The 24,695-nt window shown below is 53.2% G+C and carries 25 protein-coding genes and 1 riboswitch; of the genes, 18 read left to right on the forward strand and 7 right to left on the reverse strand.

Features of this window, described 5'->3' with window-relative positions:
* Window positions 1–65 precede the first annotated feature (65 nt).
* The 8 genes from ACFPQ4_RS12370 (at window position 66) to ACFPQ4_RS12405 (ending at window position 8,236) form a co-directional block, all read left to right on the forward strand.
* The gene (locus ACFPQ4_RS12370) at window positions 66–824 is read left to right on the forward strand and encodes a sortase B protein-sorting domain-containing protein (RefSeq protein WP_378112163.1); all 759 of its coding nucleotides are present in this window, start codon (window positions 66–68) and stop codon (window positions 822–824) included.
* 96 nt (window positions 825–920) lie between these two features.
* Window positions 921–1,769 carry a class B sortase gene (gene srtB, locus ACFPQ4_RS12375; RefSeq protein WP_378112164.1) on the forward strand — a complete coding sequence of 283 codons (849 nt, stop codon included), beginning with the start codon at window positions 921–923 and terminating at the stop codon, window positions 1,767–1,769.
* 119 nt (window positions 1,770–1,888) lie between these two features.
* Window positions 1,889–2,314, forward strand: coding sequence for a helix-turn-helix domain-containing protein (locus tag ACFPQ4_RS12380; protein WP_378112165.1), 426 nt, complete (start codon window positions 1,889–1,891; stop codon window positions 2,312–2,314).
* A gap of 15 nt (window positions 2,315–2,329) precedes the next feature.
* Window positions 2,330–3,574 (forward strand): MFS transporter, encoded by a 1,245-nt coding sequence (locus tag ACFPQ4_RS12385; RefSeq protein WP_378112166.1) that lies wholly within the window; start codon window positions 2,330–2,332, stop codon window positions 3,572–3,574.
* A 223-nt stretch (window positions 3,575–3,797) separates the two neighbouring features.
* On the forward strand, window positions 3,798–4,841 hold the full coding sequence (locus tag ACFPQ4_RS12390; RefSeq protein ID WP_378112167.1) for a multicopper oxidase domain-containing protein: 1,044 nt from the start codon (window positions 3,798–3,800) through the stop codon (window positions 4,839–4,841).
* A gap of 15 nt (window positions 4,842–4,856) precedes the next feature.
* Window positions 4,857–6,047, forward strand: a complete 1,191-nt coding sequence (locus tag ACFPQ4_RS12395) for a ZIP family metal transporter (protein WP_378112168.1) — start codon at window positions 4,857–4,859, stop codon at window positions 6,045–6,047.
* A gap of 160 nt (window positions 6,048–6,207) precedes the next feature.
* Window positions 6,208–7,509 carry an MFS transporter gene (locus ACFPQ4_RS12400; RefSeq protein ID WP_378112169.1) on the forward strand — a complete coding sequence of 434 codons (1,302 nt, stop codon included), beginning with the start codon at window positions 6,208–6,210 and terminating at the stop codon, window positions 7,507–7,509.
* Between the two features lie 67 nt (window positions 7,510–7,576).
* A complete protein-coding gene (locus ACFPQ4_RS12405; RefSeq protein ID WP_378112170.1) occupies window positions 7,577–8,236 on the forward strand; it encodes a hypothetical protein in 660 nt (219 codons plus the stop codon).
* Between the two features lie 31 nt (window positions 8,237–8,267).
* On the opposite strand, the gene ACFPQ4_RS12410 is transcribed toward ACFPQ4_RS12405, so the two are convergent.
* Window positions 8,268–9,854 (reverse strand): glutamate synthase-related protein, encoded by a 1,587-nt coding sequence (locus ACFPQ4_RS12410; protein WP_378112171.1) that lies wholly within the window; start codon window positions 9,852–9,854, stop codon window positions 8,268–8,270.
* 187 nt (window positions 9,855–10,041) lie between these two features.
* Here ACFPQ4_RS12410 and ACFPQ4_RS12415 point away from each other — a divergent pair, with 187 nt between their 5' ends.
* From ACFPQ4_RS12415 to rnz, 3 genes are all read left to right on the forward strand, one after another.
* Window positions 10,042–10,386, forward strand: coding sequence for a YojF family protein (locus ACFPQ4_RS12415; protein ID WP_378112172.1), 345 nt, complete (start codon window positions 10,042–10,044; stop codon window positions 10,384–10,386).
* A 46-nt stretch (window positions 10,387–10,432) separates the two neighbouring features.
* Window positions 10,433–11,089 (forward strand): bacillithiol biosynthesis deacetylase BshB2, encoded by a 657-nt coding sequence (gene bshB2, locus ACFPQ4_RS12420; RefSeq protein WP_378112173.1) that lies wholly within the window; start codon window positions 10,433–10,435, stop codon window positions 11,087–11,089.
* Window positions 11,090–11,151: 62 nt separating this feature from the next.
* A complete protein-coding gene (gene rnz / locus ACFPQ4_RS12425) occupies window positions 11,152–12,078 on the forward strand; it encodes a ribonuclease Z (RefSeq protein ID WP_378112174.1) in 927 nt (308 codons plus the stop codon).
* A 108-nt stretch (window positions 12,079–12,186) separates the two neighbouring features.
* Here rnz and ACFPQ4_RS12430 read toward each other — a convergent pair whose 3' ends face one another.
* Window positions 12,187–13,869 (reverse strand): ribonuclease J, encoded by a 1,683-nt coding sequence (locus tag ACFPQ4_RS12430; protein WP_378112176.1) that lies wholly within the window; start codon window positions 13,867–13,869, stop codon window positions 12,187–12,189.
* A gap of 168 nt (window positions 13,870–14,037) precedes the next feature.
* Here ACFPQ4_RS12430 and ACFPQ4_RS12435 point away from each other — a divergent pair, with 168 nt between their 5' ends.
* The 3 genes from ACFPQ4_RS12435 (at window position 14,038) to ACFPQ4_RS12445 (ending at window position 17,932) form a co-directional block, all read left to right on the forward strand.
* On the forward strand, window positions 14,038–14,769 hold the full coding sequence (locus tag ACFPQ4_RS12435) for an MOSC domain-containing protein (RefSeq protein ID WP_378112177.1): 732 nt from the start codon (window positions 14,038–14,040) through the stop codon (window positions 14,767–14,769).
* A gap of 45 nt (window positions 14,770–14,814) precedes the next feature.
* On the forward strand, window positions 14,815–16,080 hold the full coding sequence (locus tag ACFPQ4_RS12440) for an erythromycin esterase family protein (RefSeq protein ID WP_378112178.1): 1,266 nt from the start codon (window positions 14,815–14,817) through the stop codon (window positions 16,078–16,080).
* Window positions 16,081–16,191: 111 nt separating this feature from the next.
* A riboswitch (Lysine riboswitch) is annotated at window positions 16,192–16,381 on the forward strand.
* 162 nt (window positions 16,382–16,543) lie between these two features.
* A complete protein-coding gene (locus ACFPQ4_RS12445; protein WP_378112247.1) occupies window positions 16,544–17,932 on the forward strand; it encodes an amino acid permease in 1,389 nt (462 codons plus the stop codon).
* 55 nt (window positions 17,933–17,987) lie between these two features.
* Here the strand turns inward: ACFPQ4_RS12445 and ACFPQ4_RS12450 are convergent, their stop codons facing one another.
* The 3 genes from ACFPQ4_RS12450 to ACFPQ4_RS12460 form a co-directional block, all read right to left on the reverse strand.
* Window positions 17,988–18,413: a LysM peptidoglycan-binding domain-containing protein gene (locus tag ACFPQ4_RS12450; protein ID WP_377110540.1), complete on the reverse strand. Its 426-nt coding sequence runs from the start codon at window positions 18,411–18,413 to the stop codon at window positions 17,988–17,990.
* Between the two features lie 43 nt (window positions 18,414–18,456).
* Window positions 18,457–19,101: a DUF2238 domain-containing protein gene (locus tag ACFPQ4_RS12455; protein WP_378112179.1), complete on the reverse strand. Its 645-nt coding sequence runs from the start codon at window positions 19,099–19,101 to the stop codon at window positions 18,457–18,459.
* 104 nt (window positions 19,102–19,205) lie between these two features.
* On the reverse strand, window positions 19,206–19,985 hold the full coding sequence (locus ACFPQ4_RS12460; protein ID WP_378112180.1) for a DUF6492 family protein: 780 nt from the start codon (window positions 19,983–19,985) through the stop codon (window positions 19,206–19,208).
* A 167-nt stretch (window positions 19,986–20,152) separates the two neighbouring features.
* Between ACFPQ4_RS12460 and ACFPQ4_RS12465 the strand changes: the two genes are divergently transcribed.
* Both ACFPQ4_RS12465 and ACFPQ4_RS12470 read left to right on the forward strand, forming a co-directional pair.
* The gene (locus ACFPQ4_RS12465; protein WP_378112181.1) at window positions 20,153–20,773 is read left to right on the forward strand and encodes a copper resistance CopC family protein; all 621 of its coding nucleotides are present in this window, start codon (window positions 20,153–20,155) and stop codon (window positions 20,771–20,773) included.
* Window positions 20,774–20,814: 41 nt separating this feature from the next.
* Window positions 20,815–21,072, forward strand: coding sequence for a hypothetical protein (locus tag ACFPQ4_RS12470; RefSeq protein ID WP_378112182.1), 258 nt, complete (start codon window positions 20,815–20,817; stop codon window positions 21,070–21,072).
* A gap of 21 nt (window positions 21,073–21,093) precedes the next feature.
* On the opposite strand, the gene ACFPQ4_RS12475 is transcribed toward ACFPQ4_RS12470, so the two are convergent.
* Window positions 21,094–21,903, reverse strand: a complete 810-nt coding sequence (locus ACFPQ4_RS12475) for a YheC/YheD family protein (RefSeq protein WP_378112183.1) — start codon at window positions 21,901–21,903, stop codon at window positions 21,094–21,096.
* 123 nt (window positions 21,904–22,026) lie between these two features.
* Here ACFPQ4_RS12475 and ACFPQ4_RS12480 point away from each other — a divergent pair, with 123 nt between their 5' ends.
* Both ACFPQ4_RS12480 and ACFPQ4_RS12485 read left to right on the forward strand, forming a co-directional pair.
* The gene (locus ACFPQ4_RS12480) at window positions 22,027–22,551 is read left to right on the forward strand and encodes a GNAT family N-acetyltransferase (protein WP_378112184.1); all 525 of its coding nucleotides are present in this window, start codon (window positions 22,027–22,029) and stop codon (window positions 22,549–22,551) included.
* 74 nt (window positions 22,552–22,625) lie between these two features.
* Window positions 22,626–22,964, forward strand: coding sequence for a hypothetical protein (locus ACFPQ4_RS12485; RefSeq protein WP_378112185.1), 339 nt, complete (start codon window positions 22,626–22,628; stop codon window positions 22,962–22,964).
* A gap of 263 nt (window positions 22,965–23,227) precedes the next feature.
* Here ACFPQ4_RS12485 and ACFPQ4_RS12490 read toward each other — a convergent pair whose 3' ends face one another.
* Window positions 23,228–24,673: a hypothetical protein gene (locus ACFPQ4_RS12490; protein ID WP_378112186.1), complete on the reverse strand. Its 1,446-nt coding sequence runs from the start codon at window positions 24,671–24,673 to the stop codon at window positions 23,228–23,230.
* Window positions 24,674–24,695 lie beyond the last annotated feature (22 nt).

A 24,695-nucleotide genomic window follows, 5' to 3' on the forward strand; every position in this document is an offset into this window, starting at 1 on the left:
TTATCCATAACCGAACGGCGTTAAGCATGTCCGATTGATACACTCATATTAGGAGGCCTTTATTCATGAAAACCGTTGTAAAACCACGCAAGTTACTCGCTTCGTTCGTCCTTGTATTCATGCTGGCGTTGGCTATGGGATTGTCCGCGATGGCTGCGGATGGCGACCTGGTGTACGATAACTACAACCGCACGGATCTGAAAGCTTTCGATGAAGGCTCAAAAGCCGCCTGGGCAGATGGCAATGGTGCGATCGACGGCAACGCGCTGAAGATCGCTTACGGTAGCGAAGGTTGGTTCGGCACGGGTGGCGGCATTGATGCCAGCACCTACAAATATTTGGTCTTCCGCATCAAAGGCGCAGCCGGCGGCGAAGGAGACGCGTTCAACCTCAACTATGCGGCCCCTTCAGGCGTAAAAAATACAAACAAATCGTTCTCTGATCTCGTAGGTCCGTCGGGAGACAAAATACCGGCGATCACGACAGAGTACCAGGACATTGTCATCGATCTGGCCGCCAGCGGCATCGATAGCGACATCCAAGGGTTCCACTTCAACTTCCATAAAGACGTTAGCGGTTCGCTCTGGATCGATACGATCACGTTCACGAATACGGCGCCAAACGCTCCAGCCGCAGAGGAGCCTGCGAAGGACGATGACGGCGGAGCGGCGGCAACCGATGATCAACCGGCGGCTGAACCGGCAGCTGAGCCTAACCCGCAAACCGGCGACACGTCTAACACATCGTTGTACGTAATGCTTGCCGCGGTATCCGGCGCTGCAGTCGTTATGCTCTCGATCAAAGCAAGAAAAGCAAACCGTTAATTCGTCGCATCGCACATAGAAATCCGCATAAACCTTACGGTCTATGCGGATTTTTGCGACGAAACGAGGGGATCGCGGCGGAGGAGGGGATACGCCATGTTTGTGAAAAAATACGGAGCTTGGGCCGGTAGCGTAATCGCGCTCGTTGTATTCGTGTTCTCGGTCGTGAAAATAGTCGAGTACTACTCGGAAACTCGATCGTCTAAGCAACAAATAAACGAAGCTAGGACATTATACGAAAACGCGACGACGTCTCCAGTAACGACTCCAAAGACGACGCAAGCAGCGGTTGACGCCGCACCCTCGATTCCGGTGACGATCGCGTCTCCGACAATGCCGGAAAGTCTCGTTCAACGAACGAATGCCACAGTAAAGCCTCCCATTCAGGAGAGATTCAAACCGTTGTTGGAGACGAACGACGATGTCGTCGGATGGCTGAAAATCGAGGACACGAGCATCGATTATCCGGTCGTGCAAGCGGATGACAACGCCTTTTATTTGAAAAAGGACTTTCATAAAACCAACAACGTTACCGGCAGCATTTTCATGGATTACCGTAACCGCATCGATGAAGCGCAGAAGCATTGGATCATCTACGGCCACTATATGAAGGACGAAATCATGTTCAAAGGCTTGCTGAAATACAAGGACGAAGCCTATTATCGGGAACATCCGCTAATTACGTTCGATACGCTGTACGGGGATCGCAAATGGCTTATTTTCTCCGCGTACTATACGACCGTTGACGATGACTATATTCGCACGGACTTTAAACGGAATGAGCAGTTCGCGTCGTTCGCGGCACAACTAAAAGCGAATTCCTTGTACGATACGCATATTTCGGTAGACGCCGACGATACGATATTGACGCTGTCTACTTGCTCCAAAACGGAAGAAGGCGGCAGATTTACCGTGCATGCCAAGCTGATTACGGACGCATACTAAGCGCAATTCTCGTTCACTTCGGAGTGGACGATCGAACAAAAGTTAACGTTGACGTTAACGTTCATTCGGAGTATGATAGTCCTCGTTGGTTCATCAGCGGAGGACGGAAGGAGGAGCCCATGGATAAATTCAAAATCGACGACGTGGCCAAGGAGAGCGGGGTTACGAAGCGGACGATTCGTTATTACGAGGAAATCGGCTTGCTTAGCCCGCCGGAAAGAAGCAACGGCGGCATGCGACTCTATACGCGAGAGGATATCGATCGGCTGAAGCAAATCGTTAACGCCCGCGACGTGCTTGGTTTCACGCTGCAGGAAATTATCGAGTACGTGAACATTCGCAAAGAGTTCGAGACCCTTCGCAAAGCGTACATGGAAGATCCGGACGCCAATCGCAAGCACGACAGACTGCTTGAAGTAAAGCAGTTGCTCGGCAAGCAGCTTGAGATGATCGACGTCAAAATCGAGAAGATGAACGAGATCCGCAGCGAGACAGATCGGGCCTATAAGAGGGTGTGCGATGCCATCGACAAATTTACAACTTAGAAGGAGCGCTATCATATGTCAATAAAAGCAGCAACATTACCAGCCTCTCCCTTACAGCCGGAAACGACGAGTATGTTCGATCAACCGAAAGCCGTATGGGCGATCGTGTTCGCTTGTATTATCGCCTTCATGGGCCTCGGTCTAGTCGACCCGATCCTGCCTGAGATCGCCAAGGAGTTTCACGCAACTGCCGCGGACGTTACGCTATTGTTCACGAGCTATAATGCCGTCATGGCTATCGCAATGCTCATTACCGGCGTTATCTCGACCCGCATTGGCGTAAAGAAGACGCTACTAACCGGTATCGTCATTATCGCCATCTTCTCCGCGTTGGGCGGCATGTCCGACGGCGTAACGGCTCTAGTGTTGCTTCGCGCAGGTTGGGGATTAGGGAATGCTTTGTTCGTAGCGACGGCTTTGTCGGCCATCGTATCGCTGTCTCGCACGGGCGTTGCGAAGTCGATTATATTGTTCGAAGTGGCCGTTGGACTCGGCATTTCCGTTGGCCCGCTGCTTGGCGGCGAGCTCGGATCGATTTCCTGGCGCGGACCGTTCTACGGTGTTGCGAGCCTAATGGTTGTGGCGTTCCTGCTCGTGACGACGCTGATGCCGTCCGCGAATAAAGCAGCCGGAAAATCGGCGCCGAAGAAAAAAGCTTCGTTGCTCGATCCGTTCCGCGCTTTGAAGCATCGCGCGCTTCGCGACTTCGGCATCGCGGCGTTCTTGTACAACTTCGGGTTCTTCACGTTGCTCGTATACGCGGCCTTGGTGCTAAGCCACTTGGGACTCGACACGCACGGTCTTGGCTACGTCTTCCTAGGCTGGGGACTGTTGCTGGCGTTCACGTCCGTCTTCATGGCGCCTAGGCTGCAAAAGCGTTCCGGCACGATCAAATCGATGTGCATTCAATTGACGTTGTTCGCGATTACATTGCTCGTCATGGCTAACTGGACGACGGACAAAAACGTAATCATCTGGTGCGTCATTATTTCCGGCGCGTTCCTCGGTAACAACAACACGCTGATCACGACCGCGGTCATGAACGCCGCGCCGGTCGAACGTCCGACAGCATCCGCGGCTTACAGCTTCCTTCGCTTTATCGGCGGTGCGATCGCGCCTTACATGGCAGGGAAATTGGCGGAATGGTTCAACCCGCATACGCCATTCGTCGTCGGCGGCGTCTGCGTATTGCTGTCCGTTCTGTTCTTGCTCATCGAACGCAAGCATTTGGTTCACGTCGACAAAGCGGAAGCGCACTAATCTTATTATCTAGCTTCGAAGCAATCGTAATCCCTATCATGTTCGATCGTGAAAAAGCCGCCAAGAGCGGCTTTTTTTCGCGTTTATTCGTTTTCATCCAAAAAAGGTGTGTTACAAAGTCGCATGCGGCGCATAGGGTAGTGGTAACCCGATTTTGCATCAGAGCAACAAAATTGAATGAAGGACACATCGTTTGCTAAGCACAAGAATGGCGGTGAGCCTATTGGCGGAAGACAAAAAGCTAGTCTCAAGAAGACAAGTGTTAAAGTGGGGAGCGGCAGGCGCTCTTGGCGTGTTCGGGAGCGGCATTCTGAAACCCGGCTCTTGGTTCTCGAAGACGGCCGATGCGTCGGATAAACACGAGCTGCACGCGGCCCTGCAAGAGCAAAGCAAGCACGCGAGCATGCATGGCTACGAACCGGGAACGGCTAAGACGGCGGGTTTGGAATCCGCCATTGAAGCATTAACGACGTTCGATTACGGCAAAATCAGCACGCGCGCGGACGGTAAGACGGTCCGCGAATACGAGCTTGTGGCCATGGACACGGAAGTCGAGATCGCGAAGGGCATTAAGTTTCCGGGGTGGACGTACAACGGAACGATTCCCGGACCGACGATCCGCTGTACGGAAGGCGATATCGTCCGCGTGAAATTTTGGAACGGCTCCGTGCATCCGCATTCCATCCATTTTCACGGCGTGCACCCTACCGGAATGGACGGACTCGAGCCTGTCGTCTCCGGCACGCAGTTCATCTACGAGTTCGAAGCGAAACCGGCGGGCATGCACGTGTACCATTGCCATATTCCACCGTTATCCAAGCACATCCATAAGGGCTTATATGGCAACTTCATCGTCGATCCGAAAACTCCGAGAGCCAAAGCGCGAGAGTTGAACATGGTCATGAACGGCTTCGATCTCGACATGGACGGCGAGAACGAAATTTATACGGTTAACGGATATGCGTTCGCCTATCAATCGTGGCCGATAAAAGTGAAAGTAGGGGAGCTCGTGCGCGTCTATTTGAGCAATATGACCGAGTTCGATCTTCTTAATTCTTTTCATCTGCACGCGAACATTTTCCGTTATTACGAGGTGGGGGCGGATCCCGACGCGAGGCCGATCATCACGGATACGGTCATGCAATGCCAAGGCCAACGCGGCCTATTGGAAATCGTGTTCCCGGAGCCCGGCAAATATATGTTTCATGCGCATCAGAGCGAATTCGCGGAGCTTGGCTGGATGGGCTTCTTCGACGCGAAACGGTGAGAGGGGGAATAAGCGATGCAGACGGAAGTCGTGGCTGCGCCGAAAAAGCGGATCATCCGTCTCGGCTGGTTATGGGGCGTTCTGCCGGTGTTGCTGTTAGCCGTGCTTATTTATTTGATCACTAGCATAGGCACGGGCATTAAGGAGAAGTCCGTCGTACCGATCGAGTCGCTCGAGGTGCAGAAGATCGTATTGACGCACGAGGGGTTCAGCATGAAGGTGCTCAATTCCGGTCCGGACAAAGCGACGATCGCCCAAGTGCTCGTGAACGATGCTTTCTGGAACGCGACCTTCGAGCCGAGCGCCACGATCGCAAGGTTAGGCCAGACGACGATCAACATCCCGTACGGGTGGGTCGAAGGCGATCCCTATGAGATTAAAATGATTACGGAGAACGGGCTTATCTTCTCCGGCGAAGTGCCCGTAGCCGCGCTGACGCCTGAGCCTAGCGCAGCCCGCATCGGCCAATATGCGCTTATCGGATTTTATGTCGGCGTTATCCCGGTCGGACTAGGGTTACTTTGGTTCCCGTTCATGCGCAAATTTTCGGAACGTGGCATACGCGCGATATTGGCGTTTACCGTCGGTTTGTTGTTTTTCCTCGTCGTGGACACGATCCAAGAGGGGCTCGAGCTTGGCGCGGAAGGACCGGGGATTTTCCATGGGACGGCATTAGTGTGGTTCGGAGCGTTGTTAAGCTTCCTGTTTCTGTTGGCGCTCGACCATGCGAACGCGCGCAAAGGGGACGGGACGGGCAAACAAGTCGCCTACAAAATATCCGCGGGCATCGGTCTTCACAATTTGGGGGAAGGACTAGCGATCGGAGCAGCCTTCGCAAGCGAGGAAGCGGCGCTCGGTACTTTCCTCATAGTCGGTTTCACGCTCCATAACATAACCGAAGGGGTCGGAATCGCCGCTCCGCTTTTGAAGGACCGACCGACATGGCGTACGTTTTTGCTACTGGCGCTGCTCGGCGGGGGACCTGCGATTATCGGAACGTGGATCGGGGGCTTCGTCTTTAACGCGACGCTCGGGGCTTTATTCTTCGGCATCGGAGCCGGGGCGATCGTTCAAGTCATCTATGTCATCGGCAAAATGATCGCGCGCGAGTCGGGCATCGCCCGTGCGCCCGCGGTTTCATGGCTTAACTTCGCCAGTCTGAGTATCGGCATTGGCGTCATGTACGTCACCGCGTTGTTCGTTTAGTATACGTAAGTATGATTATGTAAACTTAATGGGAGCCGCCGTGAACAACGTTCATGCGCGGTTTTCTTTGCATATCGACGCCCGAATATTTTCCTTCCCGAAACGTGCGAACTTATGGTAGGGTTATCCATAACCGTTTCACGGGATGAGGGGGATATACATGTCGGTAAAATTGGAATATGGGTCTAAAATTCAACATGCGGAACCTAGCGTACAACGATATATCGATTCACCGGAACTGCTTCGCCAGCTAAAACGACGGACTTTGTTGATCGTAATCCTATCGCAAATTTTCGGAGGCGCCGGGTTAGCCGCCGGCATTACGGTAGGCGCGCTGCTTGCGCAAGACATGCTCGGGACTGACGGTTACGCGGGCGTGCCGACGGCGTTGTTCACTTTAGGCTCGGCGGCGGCCGCGTTTCTCGTCGGAAGATTGTCGCAAAGGCTAGGCCGGCGGGTAGGATTGGCCGGCGGCTTCGCTACGGGCGGAGTAGGAGCGATCGGTATCGTGCTGTCCGCCGTCTGGGATAACGTGCCGATGCTGTTCTTGTCCTTGCTAGTGTACGGTGCGGGAACGGCTACGAACTTGCTGGCGCGTTATACCGGAGCCGACCTGGCAAAGCCGACCGAGAGAGCCAGAGACATCAGCATGATTATGGTGGCGACGACTTTCGGCGCCGTTACCGGTCCGAATCTCGTAGACGCGATGGGCCATTTCGCCAAGTCGATCGGCGTACCGCCGTTAGCCGGTCCGTTCCTATTGGCCGCGGCGGGTTACTTTATGGCCGGACTCGTGCTGTTCCTATTCCTCCGACCGGATCCTTATAAGGTAGCTAGAGCGATTGCCGAAGTGCAAACGGCGAATGCGGCATCGCAATCGGGTGCTCAAGTCGCAACGTCTCCGGCCGACAATCGCGGCATTATCGTTGGAACGACCGTAATGGTGCTTACGCAAATCGTAATGGTCGCGATCATGACGATGACGCCCGTCCATATGAAGCATCACGGGCACGGGCTTAGCGCGGTCGGACTCGTCATCAGCATTCATGTCTGCGCGATGTATTTGCCGTCATTGATTACCGGGATGCTCGTCGATAAAATCGGACGCACGGCAATGGCGTATGCTTCCGGAGCGACGCTGCTGGCGGCCGGCATTGTCGCCGCGATGGCGCCCGCCGATTCGATGCCGCTGCTGATCGTTGCGTTAGCACTGCTCGGTTTGGGCTGGAACTTCGGTTTGATAAGCGGAACCGCGCAAATCGTCGACGCCACTACCGTGGCTACGCGCGCCAAGACGCAAGGCACCATCGACGTTTTGATCGCTTTGTCTGGGGCATCCGGAGGCGTGCTATCCGGCGTCGTCGTAGCGAACTCAAGCTATGCTGCTTTATCTTTCGCAGGCAGCTTGCTCTCGCTGTTGCTTATTCCAGTCGTCGTCTGGACGCGAAAACGGTCGAAATAGGCCAGGCTTTCCTCGCCGAGGATGCGCATATACTTGTTGCGTAGACGAAGCGGGAGAGGTGAAGCGCATGGAGAGCTTGCCGCAGTCGTACGCGATACGCGTCGTAAGCTCGCTCTTATCGCCCGGGGAAGAGCTTGCGGGCTTGGAATATCCGCAACCCCATCCGGCGGTGCTGGTCGCCGATTTGGACGGAGACGGCATACCGGAAATCGCCGGTGCTTATCGATCGAAAGATAGAATGCACGCGCTGATCGCGAAGTTCGCGTACGGACGTTGGCACACCGTCATGCGCATGAGAGGTCCGGGCTACGGCGTCGTGAATATGATGGCCGCGCCGATCGTCGCCCCGGGAATGAACGCATTGCTCATCGGCTGGCAAATCGGCGACATTTGGGCGCAACTGGACATGTGGCAGGCGAACCACGGGATGTACGCTCACTTGACGCCGCGCGATATTTTTTACAGCAAGCTGGAAGTAGAGGATATGCCCGGGGCAAGAGGAATAGACGGATTGTGCGAAATCGCGCTATGGGTACACGATACGGGGGAAGCCTACGATATCGATATATGGCGGTGGGAGCGGGGGCTTGTGAAGGATGAAGGAGCGTATCCTTATTACTTCCGCAACAAAGTCGTTCCTTACTACGAGAAACTGGCGCACGAGTCGCCCGAATCGTCGCTCTACGAGCGTTGTTTGAAAGAAGCCGAGAAAAAGGCGATGCCCTAATGGCATCACCTTTTTCTCGTTATGCATCAACTCAGCTTGTTCGCTGAGCATCCTCGCCGTCCGGATAAGGAAATAGATCGACGATTCTAACGCTTTGACCGCTCTCGTTCGTAAATACGACATGCTCGCGACTTAGCTCGCGCGGACTTTTCAGCCCGCAAGCGGCAGCCAGGGAGAACAGGCCTTCGCGTAGCTGCAGGATGTAGTTCATTACGCGCCACTGCTTCTCTTCGGGAGCGAGCGCTTCTTGGTATTTGGCGTCGGTCGTCGTTATGCCGGTCGGGCATTTGCCCGTATGGCATTGCATCGCCATAATGCAGCCGTTCGCCATCATGAAGCCGCGCGCGGAATTGACGCAATCCGCGCCAAGCGCCAGCGCGATCGCCACCTTGTCCGGCGTGATCAGCTTGCCTGAAGCAAAAATCCGGAAGCGGTCGCGGACGCCGAACTTCCTCGCCGTATCGTCCAAAATGACCAGCGCGGCGAACAAGGGCAAGCCCATGCCGTCCGCCATCGCCTTGAAAGTAGCGCCGGAGCCGCCTTCCGAGCCGTCGACGGTAATGAAGTCCGGATATATAGCGAGATCCAGCATCGCTTGAAATAACGGTTCAAGCCGTTTCGGATCGCCGACGACAAGCTTGATGCCTACGGGCTTGCCGCCCGCTTCTTGCAAAGACGCGATGAAGCGCAGCGCTTCCTGCGGGCTAGTCAGAAACTCGAACCGGTTCGGCGAATTGACCGTCTTGCCGACGGGAACGAGGCGCGCTCTGGCCACCGGCTCGGTCACCTTAGCGCCTTCTAGATGCCCTCCGCGGATTTTGGCGCCTTGATGGAATTTCAATTCGAACGCCTTAATGTTAGGGATTGCCGCTTTGCGCTTGTATTCCTCAATTGAGAACTTGCCTGTGTCGTCCCTAAAACCGAATAGGCCGGGGCCGATCTGCGAAATAACGTCGACGCCCGTAGCGAGGTGCACGTCCGCGACGCCGCCTTCGCCGGTATTAATCCATGAACCGCCCGCCATGAATGCTCCGCTTCCGGTCGATTGGATGTAATGTTCCCCGACCGCCCCGAACGACGTCGCCGAGGCGCCGAACAAGCCTCTAATCCGCCAGGGCTGTTTTCTCCGATCGCCCACAACGATAGCGTCGTCCTCCGTCAGCAACCACGGTTTGACTTGCTCCTCGATGAACTTTTCCCGCCTGGTGAACAATCCTTCGTTCGTAATGACGTATTTTTTGCCGGGTACCGGCGTCTCGTTATCGACTTTGAGCTCGCTCGTCAGCTTCGGGAACATGGCGTTGGACAAATAATAGCCTGGCTTCTCGTAATCGCGCCTGCCGCCGAAGGAAATCAGATCGGTACGGTATTTCGCCGCGTAGACGATACCGACGAAATCCGCGCGGGAGAACGGTTTGCCTTCCGTATCGTTATCGAACCAGTATTGGCGGAACTCCGGGCCAAGCTTTTCGAGTATGTACCGAAGCCAGCCGAGGAAAGGGTGGGAGCGGATGATCGAATGCTTCGGGCGTTTGGATAAGACGTACAAATACCCGAAGAAGGAGACGAGCGGAACGATGATAAGGACAAGAATGAGGATAACTGCGATATGGATCATACGGTAAGCCTCCCAGATGATAAGATGATGACGAGCTAGCCTTATTTTACCATCAATATCGCCTGGAGATACGCCTGAGGATTCCGGTTTCCGTCAGCGTAGGTGGAACCTGCGGAGGAGTATGGTACACTAGAGGGCAAGAATAAAATCCGCATTGATTCTATATCGCGATAAAGGAGCGAATCACTTGAAACTCATCGACAAAACCGAAGTTCAGCAACTCATCGATCGCCTCAGCGATCAAGATCTTTATATCCATCTCGAAATGACGACGGGTGCGTACACCTCCCACTTCGATAGCTCCAAACATCCGGCGGCGACGTTTATCTCTAACGCGATCGTACGTTACGAGCACGGATCGATTACGGATAAAAGCCCGTACCGCGTCGGCTTGAAGCTTCCGCACGGTTGGGTGTATTCGGAAGGGCTCACTCATTACGATGAGACCGAGAAGGATCGGCTTATTTTGGCGGGGCATGACGGTCAAGGGAAACTAGTCGTCGCGCTGCAATTAGGAAAATCGCCGTTCTAAGCGATCAACGCCTATAAAAGTCATAAACAATAGGGAGATGTAACCGATGGAAAAACATATTCTCGTCGTATTGCCCCATCCTGACGATGAAGCGTTCGGATTGGCCGGCACGCTGGCGATGCAAATAGAACGCGGTACCCAGGTCACTTACGCATGCTTGACGCTTGGAGAGATGGCACGGAATATGGGGAATCCGCCATTCGCCAACAGAATAACGTTACCGAGCATCCGTAAGCAGGAGCTCGAGGAGTCTTGCAAGGCGATCGGCATTCAAGATTTAAGATTGCTCGGATTTCACGATAAAACGATCGAGTTCGAAGACCATGACGCGCTAGACGCCAAAATCGAAGCGATCATAAAAGAAGTTCAGCCTTCGTTAATCGTTACGTTCTATCCGGGCTTTGCGGTGCATCCCGATCACGACGCGACGGGAGCCGCCGTCGTTCGGACGGTCGGACGGATGGAGGCGAGCGTGAGGCCGCCCGTTCATTGCATTGCATTCGCAAACGGACATGAAGAGGCGCTCGGTAAACCGGATATCGTTAATGACGTTAAACGATACATGACGCAGAAGATGGCATCTATTAGCGCTCATCGTTCCCAGTTCCAGATCGTCAGCATGGTCGGCACGGAAGGCAATCGGGATGAGCAAATGCTCGAACGATTCGGAACGGAACGGTTCTATACGTATCGATTCGAATAGGCGGGGAAATCTACTCCTCATTGCGATCGAATGCGCATCTAGAACGGAGGCGGTGAACCGTCATGCAACTCACCTTCCTGGGCACGGGGGCGGGAAGACCTTCCAAAACCCGCAACGTCACATCCGTAGCGCTAGCTCTAGCCGAGCCGCATAACGGGTTTATGCTGTTCGACGTCGGAGAGGCTACCCAGCACCGCTTGCTCGGAAGCAAGCTGAAATTGAATAAGCTCGATCGCATCTTCATCACCCATATGCACGGCGACCATCTTTACGGCTTGCCGGGATTGCTTAGCAGCCGGACGTACTTCGAAGGCGCCAGCAAGCTCGGATTGTACGGACCGAAAGGACTTCGCTCGTACATCGAGGGCGTATTCGAACATAGCGGAGCGCATTTGAATTACGAGCTTGAAATTAACGAGATCGAAGCCGGGGTCATCTACGAAGATCACAGAGTTCGCATTGTAGCCGCCGAGCTGGAGCACCGCGTTCCTTGCTTCGGTTATCGGATCGTCGAACAGCCGCAGCCCGGTCCGCTCGATCTGGCCAAGCTGATCGCGTTAGGTGTGCCGCTCGGCCCGATGTACGGCAAGCTCAAGAGAGGAGAGGACGTCACGCTGCCGGACGGGCAGACGATCCGTTCTCTCGATGTCGTCGGGCCGTCGGCAACGGGTAGAGTCATCACGATCTTAGGCGATACGTGTCCGTGCGATAACGCCGTCTTGCTCGGACAAGACGCCGATTTGCTCGTCCACGAGGCGACTTTCGCCACGGGCATGGAGGAGAAGGCGGCGACGTACGGCCATTCGACCTTCTTGCAAGCTGCGCAAATCGCGGCGAAGGCGAACGCGAAGCGGCTTGTCGTCACGCACTTCAGCTCGCGCTACCATGAGGACGATATCGCGAAGCTTATCGAGGAAGTTCAGACGACGTTCGCTTCGATCGAAGCCGCATACGACGATAAAGTGCTCGAAATTTCCAAATCCCGCTAATCTATCTCATGCGAATAAGGAAGACCCGGAAATCGATGCCTAAGGCGGCAACGATCCGGGTCTTTTTTGGCGATGCATCGGAAGATACCCTCTGCAACGAGTTACACGCTACACCTGAATAATGATCGGCAAAATCATCGGTCTGCGCTTGGTCGTCGTGTAGACGAATTTGCCTACGGCTTCTTTGATCGTCTGCTTGTAAATGCCCCAGAGCCCGTTCGTACGGGTCTCGTCCTGCTGCAACTGTTCGACTTCCAGGCTCACGATACGATGGACTTCTTCCATCAAGCCTTCGGACTCTTTGACGAATACGAATCCCCGCGATACGATGTCCGGCCCCGATACGATCTTGTTGTCCGATTTGGCCAGCGTTAATACGATTATGAGGATGCCATCCTCCGACAGCACTTTGCGGTCGCGCAGGACGATGTTCCCGACGTCGCCGATGCCGAGACCGTCCACGAACGTATTGCCGCTTGCGACTTTCCGCTCCTGAAAAGCTTCCGAACCGATAATATCGACGACGTCTCCGTTGTTGACGATGAAAATATCGCTTGCTTTAACTCCGACGGCTTCGGCTAACAACCGATGCAGATGGAGCATCCGATACTCCCCGTGGATAGGAATGAAGTACTGCGGCTTCATCAAAGTGAGCATGAGCTTCAGTTCTTCTTGGCTCGCATGACCCGATACGTGCATGCCCGTTACCGTGCCCGATCCATAGATGACTTTAGCTTTTCTGACGAACAGGTTATCGACGATCCGAGCCACGTTGCGTTCGTTACCCGGAATAGGGGAGGAAGCGAAAATAACCGTGTCTCCCGGCAACACTTCGACTTGCCGGTGATTGCCGCTAGCGATGCGGCCTAGCGCGGCCATCGGTTCGCCTTGGCTTCCCGTGCACATAATGACGAGCTCGTGCCGTTTGTATTGGCCGATCTCGCCGATTTCGAGCTGCATGTTCGACGGAACGTTCAAGTAACCGAGGGATGAAGCGATGTCGATTACGTTAACCATGCTTCTTCCGAGTGCGACGATTTTACGGTTCGTTCTTCTGGCGGCATCGATAATTTGCTGAAGCCTATGTACGTTGGACGCGAACGTCGTTATGAAAATTTTGCCTTCGGCGTTAATGAACGCTTCTTGGATATGCTCGCCGACTAACCGTTCCGAAGGCGTAAAGCCCGGCCGTTCGGCGTTTGTGCTCTCGGATAGCAAAGCGAGTACGCCGTTTGCCCCGATCGCCGCCATTTTGTGAATATCCGCGAATTGATCGTTCACAGGCGTCAAATCGAACTTAAAATCGCCGGTATGCACGACGTTGCCTTGCGGAGTATGGAGGACGATGCCTAAGCAGTCGGGAATGCTGTGGTTCGTGCTGAAGAAGGTCAAAGGCACGGAGCCAAGCACGAGCCTCGATTCCGAATCGATCTGATGTAACGTCGTCGAGCCTAACAAGCCGTGCTCCTTGAGCTTCCCTTTTATTAAACCTAGCGTCAGGCGCGTAGCGTAAATAGGCATGTTCAATTGCCGGATAACATAGGGAATGCCGCCAATATGATCCTCGTGACCATGCGTAACGACCAAGCCTCGGACTTTGCTTTTATTTTCGAGCAAGTAGCTAATGTCTGGAATGATCAGATCGATGCCGAGCAAGCTCTCGTCGGGAAACTTCGAGCCGCAATCGATGACGATGAGATCGTCGTCGTACTGGACGACGTACATGTTTTTGCCGATTTCGTTAACGCCGCCGAGAGCGATAATCGACAACTTGTTTTTCACTTCGTTCATGCGTAACCTCCGCTTGGCAACCATTTCCTAGCCTTGTGTCTGTTATCTGTTTTCCCCTTTGCCGCGATCGATTATTCCGGAGCATTGGCGCGATAGGTTGAATCCGGTCCTATATCAGGTAAAATAAGGTCATGCATCGAAAGCGCAGACAGACGGAGGAGTTATGGCATGCAACAGGTAACCTTAGGCGAAATAAGCAAAATTAACCGATATCCGATCAAGTCGTTCGGCGGAGAAAGCTTGGAGGAGTGCGTGCTCGAACCGTATGGCATGCTGGGCGATCGATTCGCCACCTTTTACGACGAGTCCAAAGAAGGTTGGTGGAAGTATATCACCTGCAGAAATATCCCGAACATGCTAACCTATCAAGCGCGGTTCGAGGACGAGGATATTCACGTTACGGCGGCGGACGGACGGACGTTCGGCTGGGACGAGGAGTTACATAAGGAAATTCAAAGTCAGACTAAGACTCCGATTACGATGTCCGGGCTGAAGGATCCGCATCCTCAGCCTGAGCATCCGCAACTATTATCGGTGGATGGCTCGAGTATTTTGCTCGTCACGGATGCCACGATGCGCAAGTTAGAGGCGATGTGGGGCAAAGCGCTGGACCAGCGCCGGTTCCGCGGAAACTTCGTAGTAACGGTTAACGACGAAACGACCTTCGAAGGCGATTGGATCGGACGCAAGCTAGCGATCGGCGAAACGGAGCTGCAAGTCGATCAGTTCTGCGAACGTTGCGTCGTCATTACGATGGACCCCGATACGCTGGAGAAAGATCCTTCGCTGCTTCGCAAAGTGAACGAGGAGTTTAACTTGCATTTCGGCGTGTACGCGTCCGTTGTGAAGCCAGGACCGATACGACTAGGCGATAAAGTGAGTCTAATTTCACCGGAATAGGCGCACAATGTTACCGCTCTATGAAATTCGAGAGGGGTAACGGTTATGGATCAAAACGCGATAATGGACAACGTTCGGCAGCTTGTTAAGCCTTACAAGGATCGGGCAGACGAACAACTTCTCGTCGATCGAGCTAAAGCCGCTAATTACGTCTTGCTAGGCGAGGCCTCGCACGGAACGTCGGAATTTTATACGCATCGCGCCGCGTTGTCCAAACGCCTGATCGCCGAGCATGGCTTCAAATTTATAGCCGTGGAAGGCGATTGGCCGTCGTGTTACACGTTGAACCGATATGTAAAAGGGTATGTCGATACCGGCACTGACGCGCGAGAGGCGCTGCAGGATTTCAACCGTTGGCCGACTTGGATCTGGGCGAACCGAGAAATCGCCGAATTCGCCGAGTGGCTACGGGAATATAACGCAGGGCTCGCGGAGGACGAGAAGGTCGGCTTTTACGGTATCGACGTGTACAGTCTGTGGGAATCGATGAATGAAATTTTGCGGTATTTGGGTACGAAGGATGACGGGGATCTTGAAGCCGCCAAGCGTGCGTTCGAGTGCTTCGAGCCGTTCGGCGGCGACGAGCAACGGTACGGCATATCGGCTTCGTTCTATGGCGAATGCTGCGAGGATGAGGTCGTGGAGCTGCTTCGCAAGCTTCAGGATAAGTGGAAGGCAAGCGCGCCGGAAGATCGGGAGAACGCCCTCAGCGCCGAGCTGAACGCGATGGCGATCAAAGGAGCGGAAGCCTATTACCGTACGATGATTCGACATGACGCCGAGTCGTGGAATGTCCGGGATCGCCACATGGTCGAAGCGCTGGAGAAGCTGATGGCGTTTCACGGCGAAGGTGCTCGCGCGGTCGTATGGGAACACAACACCCATATCGGAGACGCTAGGGCGACGGATATGGCGGAAGACGGCATGCTGAATGTCGGTCAGTTGCTTCGCGAAAAGCATGGGGATAAAGTATACGCCGTCGGATTCGGTACGTACGAGGGCACCGTTATTGCCGCCAGAGCTTGGGGAGAACCGCTTAAGGAGATGAAAGTTCCGCCCGCGATTGCGAATAGCTGGGAAGAAATCCTTCACCGCATAGGGGCGGACGACAAACTGCTTCTGTTCGATAAAGACGAGACCTTGCTTGCCGATTACCTATTCGGCCATAGAGCGATCGGCGTCGTCTATCACCCTGAGCGCGAGCGGGGGAATTACGTGCCGAGCCGGATAGCGAAGCGTTACGATGCCTTCCTTTACATCGACCGAACGAAGGCGTTATCGCCGGTGGCCGTCGAAGTACTAGCTACTTAGCCACAGGTTCATACGGAAAGCGATCTGCCTCCAATTCCCATTGCGTAATTCCGTCTAACTAATTAATATAGTTAAAGTTATATCCAACTGAATACTAACCCTCATCCATCTAGATGAGGTAGAGGTCGCGATGTTGATTAGTACGTCGGAGGAAGTCCAGTAAAGACTGAGGATTCCGACGAAAAGGCACCATCGCCGAAGCCGACCGGTTTTACTGACCGCGATGGCTGGGGCCGTATCCGATAAGGAACGGAACTGTCATGCTGCTCTATCCAAGGCAGTATGTTGTGCTATCTTGATCCGGGATAAATGAGGGAGTCGAAGCTGCCTTGCTTATTATCAAGCTTAGGCGGCTTTTTTACGTTTTCAGGACGTATGCAACGCATATAGAGAAACGTTCACACAAGGGAGAGTCTTACAAGTGAAAGAGAATCAACTACGCAGAGGTTTGAAATCGCGCCACATGACGATGATTTCGCTCGGCGGATCGATCGGAACAGGGTTGTTCCTTGCCAGCGGAGGAGCGATTCACGACGCAGGGCCTGGCGGCGCGCTATTAGCTTACGCCGTTATCGGCATTATGGTGTATTTCCTCGTTACTAGTCTCGGAGAGATGGCGACCTACATGCCCGTATCCGGAACGTTCAGCACTTACGCGACGAAATTCGTAGATCCTTCCCTCGGCTTCGCGTTAGGGTGGAACTACTGGTATAACTGGGCTATCACGATCGCCGCCGAGCTGTCCGCGGCGACGCTCATTATCAAGTTCTGGTTGCCTGACAGTCCGTCGTACTTATGGAGCGCGTTATTCCTTGCTTTAATGGTCGGTCTGAACTTATTGTCGGTGAAAAGCTACGGCGAATCCGAATATTGGTTCGCCATGATCAAGATCGTAACCGTTATCGTATTCATCGGGATCGGCTTGCTTATGATCGTCGGAATTTGGAACGGAGACGCGGTCGGATTCCGGAATTTCACCGCAGGCGATGCACCGATTTCGGGCGGATGGCTTGCCGTACTCGGCGTATGCATGGCCGCGGGCTTCTCCTTCCAAGGCACGGAGCTTGTCGGTATCGCGGCGGGCGAGTCCGAGAACCCTCGGCAAAACGTTCCTCGCGCGATCCGCAGCGTATTCTGGAGAATTCTATTGTTTTACATCTTCGCCATCTTCGTCGTCGGGATGCTGATCCCGTTCACGACGGACACGCTAGCCAGCGATAGCGTTGCGGCTAGTCCGTTCACGATTATTTTCGAGAAGGCGGGCTTGAGCGTTGCCGCTTCCGTCATGAACGCCGTCATTCTGACTTCGGTTCTGTCCGCCGGCAACTCCGGGATGTACGCATCCACCCGTATGTTATGGGTGTTGGCGAAAGAAGGCAAAGCGCCGAAGCTTTTCGCGACATTGAATAAGAGAGGCATTCCCGTCAATGCTTTGCTCGCAACCGCGGCGGTAGGCATGTTCGCTTTCCTGGCATCCTTCTTCGGAGACGGTCAAGTGTACATCTGGCTGCTCAACGCATCGGGAATGTCCGGGTTCATCGCATGGCTAGGAATCGCGATCAGCCATTACCGTTTCCGAAAAGCCTACGTCGGGCAAGGAAGAAGACTGGAGGATCTCCCGTATCGCTCCAAGTGGTTCCCGGTAGGACCGATCCTGGCAGGCGTAATGTGCATGATCGTCATTATCGGTCAAAGCATTAGCGCGTTCTCGGACGGCCAGGTAGACTGGATGTTCTTATTCGCCTCATATGTCGGTATACCGTTCTTCCTCGTTTTATGGCTCGGATACAAGTGGAAATACAAGACGAAAGTATTAAAGCTCGAGCAGTGCGAGCTTGAAGCCTCAGAATAATAGAGCAACGTCAAAAGAGCAAAGGCAGCTCGGAGCGCCTTTGCTCTTTCGTTCTTCAATAAGCTCTGGGTTGAGCCATTTGCGCCGTCTGCGCCGCCGTAGCCGGCATTTCCGCATATGTTTTATTGCACATCATATTGGAAATGCGTGGGACGTTGACGATCTCTCCGGGCTTCAATTGGTTCGGGTTCGTTAGTTGGGGATTGGCTTCCTCCATTATCGCTTGCGGAATGTTGTAGGCATGGCACACGGAAGCTAACGTATCGCCAGGCTTCGCTTGGTGTTGCGCGAATAACATGTCGTTCCCGCTTTCGTCCCGGAAGAACGGAAAGAAGAACGGGGAGAAGAAAAACCCAGGAAATAAAAACCGGTTAGGGAAGAAAGGATGAGCGAACGGACGGAAGAAGGGGCGTCCGAAACCTCCTCCGAAACCCCCGCCATGTCCGCCAAAGCCGCCGCCAGGAAAAAATCCGCGATCCATTGTCTCGCCTCCACTCGAATGGTCATTCGTCTATAGGATATTGTCACGGGTCGGAATGGTTCCTTCTAAGCAGAAAATGGGCTAAAGACGCGACGATTCCGCCCGCGAGCGCTAGCTCCATGTCTTTTTGCGTATCGAAGATATCGCCTTGCATGCCGACGAAACGGGCTTCGCCTCCTTTACCGGCGACCGATGCGGCCAACATTTCGAGGATCTCGAACAATCCGCTAAGGCCCATAATGAAAACGACCGGCAACGCGTAGGACCAAAACACGTGAAGCTTCATTTTGCCGATCAAAAATTCGCGAAGCGGATAATAGGCGAGCAAGCCGAAGAACAGATGGACGACCCGGTCGTAGTAGCTTCTTTTCGTATGAAACGAGTGTTTTAACCAATGGTCGAACGGCGTGCCTTCATACGTAAAGTGCGCAGCGACGACGTGCAGGCTGAAAAAAACGAGCAGCATGAGGTAAGAAAGATTCGAAAAGCGATACCGCCTATACATGATCGTCAACACGACGATAATCGCCAACAGAGGAACACATTCCGCGAACCATTGCGACCGTTTCGTCGGCGAGATCGCCATAATCCAGAAATAGACGAAAAAGGCGATGCTCATAACGTGCAAGGCCGTGTTTTGCTTGAATGGAATGGTAACGCTTGTCCATCGTCTCCAGCGCGACTTCATTGGAATATCCCTCCAATAGGTAATTACAATAGGGTACCCCATTCGCGGCAAACCAATAAACCCGCTTGTGGGCGGGTTTAGGTTCAGAATCAGCTCGTTAGTCGTTATTTACTGACGCTCCGAACGTAAACTCTGCGTTTGTGGAAAGACAGCGAGCGGAATCTACGCGCCAGGTTTTGCCGTTTGGCGGGAGTGAGTTTCGAGGGACTCGAGTGCAGACTTTTGTTTTGGGCGCTTCTTAAGCTGACTTTGCCCGGACTGACCGAATACATATAGTTGCCGTACGTTTCGTATTCGGAAAACCCGTATTGCTTGGCGCGGTTGATGCTGCCGATGATCGCTTTGTACCATCTCGTTCCGTGCCTGGCTTCAATCGTCCGCTTTAGCGCGCTCAATCTCGTTTTGTCGAACATCATGTAGTGGGTAACGAAGGAGCGCGGCCGAATCGCCTTTTTCCCGAGCAGCTTGCGATAGGTGACGAAATACTCCGGCTGGCTCCAGCCGCGGCAGTAAAAGACGTATTTGCCATTTGCGAAAAAACGATGCGACCGAATAAGCACCGTATCGGCGTCGAGCACCAAATAATGCCGCTGACCGACGAAGGAACTGCTGGCGAGCTTGAGCAGCTGCTGGTATAACCAACCCGAACGTTCCCAGCGCTTGGAACGATATACGATCTGTTTCTTGCTCAGGGGGAGGACCGTCCGTTCATGGACGAACGTGCAGCCTTTGCGTTTGCAAAGCGCTTTGATCGCTTCGCTGCCCGGGGCTACGACATAAATGCGTCCGATCGGATGCGCTACGTGTTTCCTGACGCTGTCTATCGCATGGGGAAGCGTGCCCAGATCTTTGTCGATGGCCGGAATGACCACGTCGATTTTCATAGTCTTGCGTGCAGCTCCTTTCCGTCTAAAAATTAGGTATTTGTCTTAGAGCATATGCGCTTGCCAATGCCGCGGTAGCGGCTATAGCCTTTAATGGCTCGATAGAGTCATGCGGACGACCCGTAATTGTGTTATCGTAGTGGCTAATGGAAAGGACGAGTGTTGCGATGAATAAAAATATCCTTAAATCTTCTGTTATAATCGTGTGCCTAATGCTGTCGTTACTGTTAGCGCCAGCCGTATCCGCTCATTCGAAGCTCGTATCGACTACGCCCGGATCAAAGGTTGATACCGAGGTCGCAAGGTTAACGTTAACCTTCAACGAAGCGATAGAACCGGTAAGTCATGTTACGGTTACGAACGAAGCAGGAGAAGAACAGCCGATTCAAGAGACGACGGTTAAAGGCAAAACGATGACGGCCGTATTCGAAACCCCGCTTCAGAACGGGGCTTATACCGTCCGTTGGAAAATCATAAGCGCCGACGGTCACCCAGCTAGCGGAGACTATCCGCTGGAAGTCAAAATCCCGGATCCGTCTCCGACGCCATCCGCATCTCCGAGCGTTCAGCCGTCCGAGCAGTCTAGCAAGACGACGCCGACTCCGTCGGCACCGGTTGCTACCGCACAGACTGGGCAATCCGCGTCGGCTACTCCAGAGATCAGCACGCAGACGTCGGACGAAGAATCTTCAACAACCGATGTATCGCAATGGCTTCTAGCGGGCGCTGCGATCGTACTTGTTATCGCCGTAGTCGCTTCCATAGTAAAACGAAGAAAAACGAGTTAAAATAGGTAGGTTAGTAATAGAGCAGAGAGCTGAGGACTATCATGAGCAAATTTATAGAGCGATGGGAAAAGACGCGCCAGAGAGGCAAGCGGAGCTATATTTTAAAGTACGGCGTATTGTACATCGGGATGATCACCACGTTATTAATCACAATTCCCGAATTGATCCATAACGGCAAATTAACGATTACTTACTTCGTCGCAAGACTTCTTATTTTCCCTACGGTCGGAGCAATGATTGTCGGCCAGCGTTGGGATAGCAGGGAACAAAAATACGCCAAGCTAAAAGCAAACCCATAAAGAAGCGTAAAGCCCAACCTATTAACGGGCTTTACGCTTTTTAACTAAGGCTTTCGATTTCCTCAGCCTAGCCGGAGGAATTCTTCTTAAAGCTCTCGCGTAGCGCAATACTTTGCGCGAAATGCTTTTGTCCTTCAAATGCCTGAACAAATAGGGGTCCGGCATCGTGTTAAGTTCGATGATCCAAGGATGAAATGAGGCATCGAGGCCGATGTCGGCTCCCACCATATTGACTCCCGGGTAAGTACGGCTAAGCGCGTTGGCGGCATCCAATCCGGCCTTGGACAGCCGATACTCGATTTGGGATAGACTGTTGCCCGATACGTACGATTGCAACAATGTCCGAATAGCCGTCGGCTTGCCCCCGCTATGATAATTCGTAACGATTTTTTTCGGATGGGCGACTCTCCCGATGATGCCGGTCGTTTCCCAATTTCGCCGTGGATTGCGCTGAACCATGACCCGTATATCGAACCTTCGTCCTTTGTACTTTAACAACCGGATTCCTCTTTGAACTAAGTACGGCCTTTTACGTTTGTGAATCAGGATGGATCGATAGAGGGAGTCGTAGGCGCCGAACTTCCGTTTCGTTTCTCCCGATTGGTAAGCATACGAGCCGCCGGATTGTTCCACGCGCATAACGCCGTTCCCGTAAGTGCCGGACACCGGTTTGACGTAGACCATCCCATAACGATTAAGCATGGCGCGAAGAGTATTCCTGTCGAACCTGCGGGTTTCCGGAACTAGCCTGCGCACGTTCGAGTCTTTCCTAATCGCGATCGTCTTCAGCCATTTGCTTACAATGTGGACTCGCGCGGACTTTATGATCAACAACTCCTCGGTTCGGAAGAATAGGGGTTTGCCATAAATCATATGCGGAGAACGTTAAGCTTGAGGCGGCTATTGCCGGGACATCATAACGAAATAAAGCGGAAGTCGCGGGAGCATATCATCATGAAAAACAATTTATTCGATCAAGCGTACGCGATCATGAAAGCATCTTTTCCAGAGAGCGAGCGGAGAACCTACGACGGACAGAAGGCGTTACTGTCCGATCCGCATTACCGCCTCGAAGCGGAGACGGACTCTAACGACAGGTTGATCTCTTTTATTGCCGCTTGGGAATTTCCTTCGCTGCGGTTCGTGGAGCATTTGGCCGTCGACCCAGACATCAGGGGCGGCGGTATAGGCGGGAAGATGATGCGGGCATATATGGGGGAATGCTCAACGCCTGTCGTGCTGGAAGTAGAGCCGCCGGATACGCAAATAGCGATTAGAAGGGTGAGCTTTTATAAACGATTGGGATTTCATCTGAATCCATTCGATTATAGGCAACCTCCATTGCAGCAAGGGCATTCCGATTTGCCGCTTAAGCTGATGAGCTATCCTAGTCCGCTCAAAGAATTCGAGTTTGTCCGTTACAGAGAAATCTTATATAATCTAGTATATAAGGTAAAACCATTGAAGAAGGGGGAGTGACAAGATGAAAAGAATCGGTTGCTTCCATGCCCATTATACGAATATCGAACTTATCGCTAATGCGCTTAAAACCTATGAAGTCGAACTTGTTCGTATTTACGAATCCTAATACGGTAGAAGGTACGATGAACCAAGCGAGAAGGCTGTTCGAAAATAACGGCCGGACGCTCCAAGCGGAATCGATAGTATTGCCTGGAACGTTCGAATTGATCATGCAAGGCAAGAAGGAACAATATGTCGATGAGGTTAGTAACGGGTTAATTCGTATAGCTCGGGACAATCCAGGACATCGGATCGTGGCCGCGCAGTTATCCATGGTACCGGCCGCGCAAACGGCGGGAAACTCGGCGGGCGTGAAGATCGGTAATGCATTGGATTCGTTAACGTTAGATTTGGGGGATTTGCTTGTATAATTTCGGCACCCGACAAGCACAATATCGAGGACGGTGTAAGAGAGGTGTGGTTCCATTGGGCCATGTGGTGCAAGGGCTACAGGAGGATTATATCTAACGCTTAGCCTAGGAAGCGAGGGGTTGTGCTGCAGAGTATCTCTGAACACAGGATTTACCCGAGTGATCCATTGTCGCGAGGTGTGACGAGACTTCCACGATCAACCACCGTCGAAAGAAGAAGTCCGTAATGGGCTTCTTCTTTTTTGGTTTTGCTCTGCTTAAAGTTACTGCGAGGGTGAAATACGAAAAACGCTGCCGTACTTGCCTTTAAATACGGGAGCTCCGTATCGCTTAGCCCAGTCGTCAAGCAAAGTGCGCGATTCGGTGCTTCTCGCTAGGAGATAATCGGGTTTGTCGGCGCGTACGATGTCCGGCAATCGATCGGAGAAACCGTACATAGACCGCTCGAACGCCGTCCAACCCAATGCGCCGCGTGATGCGTCCGTAATGAACGGATCTTGCCTGCCGTCGGTTAACACATCGCCGCCTCTATACATGACATAACCGGAAGATCCGTAATGCGCCATCACCTTTGGACGATCGCCCGCGGGAGTTTGCTGGAGCACATAGGTCATTTCTTCCACAGGATACTTAACGGCATTAATCGTAGTGGGATGTATGGAAGCGTACGCCGTCAGTAAAATAAGCCCGCTTGCCGCGCATGCGAGAAAACTCCGTTGCCCGATTCGAAATTGCATTACCCGAAGCTTCGGAACGGCTTCAACCGCGGTAGCGGCGAAATAGGGGATGAATAACCAGAGGAACAAATTTTGTTTGTAATTGGAAACGCCAAGATAGAGCACGCCGAGCATGACAAACGTTCGGAACAGCTTCTTATGGATGGAATAGGGCAAGATCGCCGCGAAGAACAAAAGCGCGATTAGACGAGGCAAGTTGTCGAAGCTCGTGAATTGAATCGGCTTCCATTCGTTGATGAGCAAGTTGAAATGGTGCTGGGTCACGGTCAATATGTACAGGATGCTCCGCCAACCGCCGACGTTGAATAGCCCGGATACGCTGACGGCGACGAATGCGGCTAGGCGCTTCTTGGTCAGCCGTTTCTCGGCGATTTCCTCCAACGCGGCCATTCCTGTGAACACCGCCACAACAGGCCATACGCCGGCGTGAACGTTCGCGATAAGTACGGAGAGCAGAATGAGAAGCGCGACGGTTTTGACTTTGCCGCTCATGCGATATTCGCGCAAAAACACGAAAAACCATACGATTAAACCCGACGAAATCATCTGGGGCCTGCTGGTGAAATAGTAATAGTAAACGCAAATGGCGACCGCGATAACGATCGCGACGACGAGCGCCGGAGGCTCATCGTACCTTAGCTCTTTACGCGAAACGGCGGCGAGACGGTACAATCCCCAGATGAGGAAGTAGAGGGACGATGAGGTCAGTATAAAAATGCCCGGCCAGCCGAACGCGTTATAGAGCAAGGCGATTACGATTTGGAAGCCGAACTCGTGCGGAATATACGGGAGCGCGCTGCCTGCGTAGGTATGAATGGCGTGATGTAGTACCATATGATGCTGGAGCATATATCGGCCAAGCTCGATATGCCAAAACGTGTCAGGGTCATTATAGGAATTGTTCGGCACCATGCTGAGCATGGCCATGACGACTAACGCGCCGAATAGAAACGGAAGCTTGTTTGTACGCATAGAAACTCCTTACGCAAAAACG

It is taken from the genome of Cohnella yongneupensis (assembly GCF_042655785.1).
Taxonomy (GTDB): domain Bacteria; phylum Bacillota; class Bacilli; order Paenibacillales; family Paenibacillaceae; genus Cohnella; species Cohnella yongneupensis.

Excerpts from the sequence above, each read along its gene's own strand:
- ACFPQ4_RS12370 (WP_378112163.1), top strand. The coding sequence starts at position 66 with ATGAAAACCGTTGTAAAACCACGCAAGTTACTCGCTTCGTTCGTCCTT.
- srtB (WP_378112164.1), top strand. The coding sequence starts at position 921 with ATGTTTGTGAAAAAATACGGAGCTTGGGCCGGTAGCGTAATCGCGCTC.
- ACFPQ4_RS12380 (WP_378112165.1), top strand. The coding sequence starts at position 1,889 with ATGGATAAATTCAAAATCGACGACGTGGCCAAGGAGAGCGGGGTTACG.
- ACFPQ4_RS12385 (WP_378112166.1), top strand. The coding sequence starts at position 2,330 with ATGTCAATAAAAGCAGCAACATTACCAGCCTCTCCCTTACAGCCGGAA.
- ACFPQ4_RS12395 (WP_378112168.1), top strand. The coding sequence starts at position 4,857 with ATGCAGACGGAAGTCGTGGCTGCGCCGAAAAAGCGGATCATCCGTCTC.
- ACFPQ4_RS12400 (WP_378112169.1), top strand. The coding sequence starts at position 6,208 with ATGTCGGTAAAATTGGAATATGGGTCTAAAATTCAACATGCGGAACCT.
- ACFPQ4_RS12405 (WP_378112170.1), top strand. The coding sequence starts at position 7,577 with ATGGAGAGCTTGCCGCAGTCGTACGCGATACGCGTCGTAAGCTCGCTC.
- ACFPQ4_RS12410 (WP_378112171.1), bottom strand. The coding sequence starts at position 9,854 with ATGATCCATATCGCAGTTATCCTCATTCTTGTCCTTATCATCGTTCCG.
- bshB2 (WP_378112173.1), top strand. The coding sequence starts at position 10,433 with ATGGAAAAACATATTCTCGTCGTATTGCCCCATCCTGACGATGAAGCG.
- rnz (WP_378112174.1), top strand. The coding sequence starts at position 11,152 with ATGCAACTCACCTTCCTGGGCACGGGGGCGGGAAGACCTTCCAAAACC.
- ACFPQ4_RS12430 (WP_378112176.1), bottom strand. The coding sequence starts at position 13,869 with ATGAACGAAGTGAAAAACAAGTTGTCGATTATCGCTCTCGGCGGCGTT.
- ACFPQ4_RS12435 (WP_378112177.1), top strand. The coding sequence starts at position 14,038 with ATGCAACAGGTAACCTTAGGCGAAATAAGCAAAATTAACCGATATCCG.
- ACFPQ4_RS12440 (WP_378112178.1), top strand. The coding sequence starts at position 14,815 with ATGGATCAAAACGCGATAATGGACAACGTTCGGCAGCTTGTTAAGCCT.
- ACFPQ4_RS12445 (WP_378112247.1), top strand. The coding sequence starts at position 16,544 with ATGACGATGATTTCGCTCGGCGGATCGATCGGAACAGGGTTGTTCCTT.
- ACFPQ4_RS12450 (WP_377110540.1), bottom strand. The coding sequence starts at position 18,413 with ATGGATCGCGGATTTTTTCCTGGCGGCGGCTTTGGCGGACATGGCGGG.
- ACFPQ4_RS12455 (WP_378112179.1), bottom strand. The coding sequence starts at position 19,101 with ATGAAGTCGCGCTGGAGACGATGGACAAGCGTTACCATTCCATTCAAG.
- ACFPQ4_RS12460 (WP_378112180.1), bottom strand. The coding sequence starts at position 19,985 with ATGAAAATCGACGTGGTCATTCCGGCCATCGACAAAGATCTGGGCACG.
- ACFPQ4_RS12465 (WP_378112181.1), top strand. The coding sequence starts at position 20,153 with ATGAATAAAAATATCCTTAAATCTTCTGTTATAATCGTGTGCCTAATG.
- ACFPQ4_RS12470 (WP_378112182.1), top strand. The coding sequence starts at position 20,815 with ATGAGCAAATTTATAGAGCGATGGGAAAAGACGCGCCAGAGAGGCAAG.
- ACFPQ4_RS12480 (WP_378112184.1), top strand. The coding sequence starts at position 22,027 with ATGAAAAACAATTTATTCGATCAAGCGTACGCGATCATGAAAGCATCT.
- ACFPQ4_RS12485 (WP_378112185.1), top strand. The coding sequence starts at position 22,626 with ATGAAGTCGAACTTGTTCGTATTTACGAATCCTAATACGGTAGAAGGT.
- ACFPQ4_RS12490 (WP_378112186.1), bottom strand. The coding sequence starts at position 24,673 with ATGCGTACAAACAAGCTTCCGTTTCTATTCGGCGCGTTAGTCGTCATG.